The 2024-nt window shown below is 34.0% G+C and carries 2 protein-coding genes; one reads left to right on the plus strand and one right to left on the minus strand.

Going from position 1 to position 2024, the window contains the following annotated elements:
• Positions 1–213 precede the first annotated feature (213 nt).
• On the plus strand, positions 214–1155 hold the full coding sequence (locus DIU01_RS05010) for an L-threonine 3-dehydrogenase (RefSeq protein WP_290832144.1): 942 nt from the start codon (positions 214–216) through the stop codon (positions 1153–1155).
• A gap of 64 nt (positions 1156–1219) precedes the next feature.
• Here the strand turns inward: DIU01_RS05010 and DIU01_RS05015 are convergent, their stop codons facing one another.
• The gene (locus DIU01_RS05015; protein ID WP_290832145.1) at positions 1220–1702 is read right to left on the minus strand and encodes a nuclear transport factor 2 family protein; all 483 of its coding nucleotides are present in this window, start codon (positions 1700–1702) and stop codon (positions 1220–1222) included.
• Positions 1703–2024: the final 322 nt, after the last annotated feature.

Here is a 2024-nt window from a genome sequence, read left to right on the forward strand (position 1 = left end):
TGTTGTTAATGGCGATTTCATAGTGCGATTTGCATTTGGATTACAAAAATACAAAAGTACTGGTTTAGTTTTGAGATTTTGTGAAAGGTTTTATAAATGTTGGACGTTAGCTGATTGATTTTCAAATTTGTTTGTTAATTGTATTGCTTGCATTTTTGAATTCGAATAAATTTCTTCCGAAAACGTTATCTTTGTATCACAAACAAACAAACTATGACTACTAAAATATTAATTATTGGTGCCTGTGGCCAAATAGGAACCGAGCTAACTACAAAGCTAAGAAGCATTTATGGTAACGACAATGTTATCGCTTCTGATATTAGAAAACTAAACAGTGATATTGTAAACAACGGAATATTTGAAGTTGTAAATGCTTTAGATTACAATCAGATTGAGCATTTAATTGAGAAATATCAAATTACAGATGTCTATTTAATGGCGGCATTATTATCGGCTACGGCTGAGAAAAATCCAGCTTTTGCATGGGATTTAAATATGAATTCGTTATTTCATGTATTGAATTTGGCGAAAGCCGGAAAGATAAAAAAGATATTTTGGCCTTCAAGTATAGCGGTTTTCGGACCAACAACGCCAAGAGACAATACGCCACAATATACCATAATGGAACCTTCTACAGTGTACGGAATTTCTAAACAAACTGGTGAAAGATGGTGTGAATATTACCATCAGCAATACGGTGTCGACGTGCGAAGTATTCGTTATCCTGGTTTGATAAGTTGGACAACCGAACCTGGTGGCGGAACGACTGATTATGCTGTAGATATTTACCACAAAGCATTAGAAAACGGAACTTTTGAATGTTTTTTATCAGAAGAAACGAAGTTGCCAATGATGTACATGGACGATGCCATTAGAGCAACGGTAGAAATTATGCAAGCCAATGCCGATGATGTAAAGATTCGCTCTTCGTACAATTTGTCCGGAATTAGTTTTACTCCAGCCGAAATTGCCGACGAAATTAAAAAGCACATTCCTGATTTTACGATTTCATACAAACCCGATTTCCGTCAGAAGATTGCCGACAGTTGGCCTGCTTCAATAGACGATTCTAGCGCCAGAAAAGATTGGGGTTGGAAACACGATTTTGAAATGGATTCGATGACAAAAGTGATGTTGGAGAATCTTAAAAAATAGTTTTCAGTTTACAGTCGCAGTATTCAGCTATAACTGAAAACTGAAAACTGAAAACTGCGACTGATTACTTCTTCAATTTACTAATTAAAGCGTCTTCAATAGGCGCTTTTATTTTTGTAACTTCATCAGAGTTATCGTTGGGAACGGTCATTGATAACACGTAATGTTTGATTTTCCAAGAGTTTTTGACTTTTACCAAAACACCCGAACCACGACAGATTTTCATTTGAGTATTCAATAATTCATCGAACCAAGCTGTTTTTCCGTCTTTAGAAAAATAGATATTTCGTTCTAATGCGGTGAAACTCCATGCGCTACCTTTATCGAAATAAGGTTTTGCAAAGGCTTTAAATTGGGTTTTGTTCCAGTTTTCTGTAGCATCAGTTCCAATGTACATAGAATCGTCAGTTAAGTAGCTAAAGTAGTTGTCAAACTGAACATCGGCTGCGGCTTTGTGCCACTTGTCTAACATTGTATTAATGTCTTTTTTGTCTTGTGCTGTTGCAAATGTTGTAGCTAATAATAAAAAGTAAAGTATTTTTTTCATGGGTAAAGTTTTGATAAAAATAAGAATTTTTTATCACAAAAGGCACAAAAGTTTTTTAACCACATAGAAACATAGATTTATTTTGTGAGTAAAAGATGCTTCGCTTTGTATTATAAAACATAGTTTTCTTTGAACACAGATTGGAGAAATTATATAAATTTTTAAAATTTCTTTAATCTGTGTTTCTTTCTTATAGTTCTGATTTATCCAGTCGTCACTTCGAGTGTTTTTTATAAAATTGCGACCGAGCTATTTTATTAAAAATGTATCGAGAACTTGGTTTACGATAAGTCATTTTTTCATGGGTTCTCGATACAATTTT

Source organism: Flavobacterium sp., assembly GCF_003525665.1.
In the GTDB taxonomy this organism is placed as follows: Bacteria; Bacteroidota; Bacteroidia; order Flavobacteriales; family Flavobacteriaceae; genus Flavobacterium.

What these genes read in the sequence shown, in the direction of transcription:
- DIU01_RS05015 (WP_290832145.1), bottom strand. Translation starts at nt 1,702, where the DNA reads ATGAAAAAAATACTTTACTTTTTATTATTAGCTACAACATTTGCAACA.
- DIU01_RS05010 (WP_290832144.1), top strand. Translation starts at nt 214, where the DNA reads ATGACTACTAAAATATTAATTATTGGTGCCTGTGGCCAAATAGGAACC.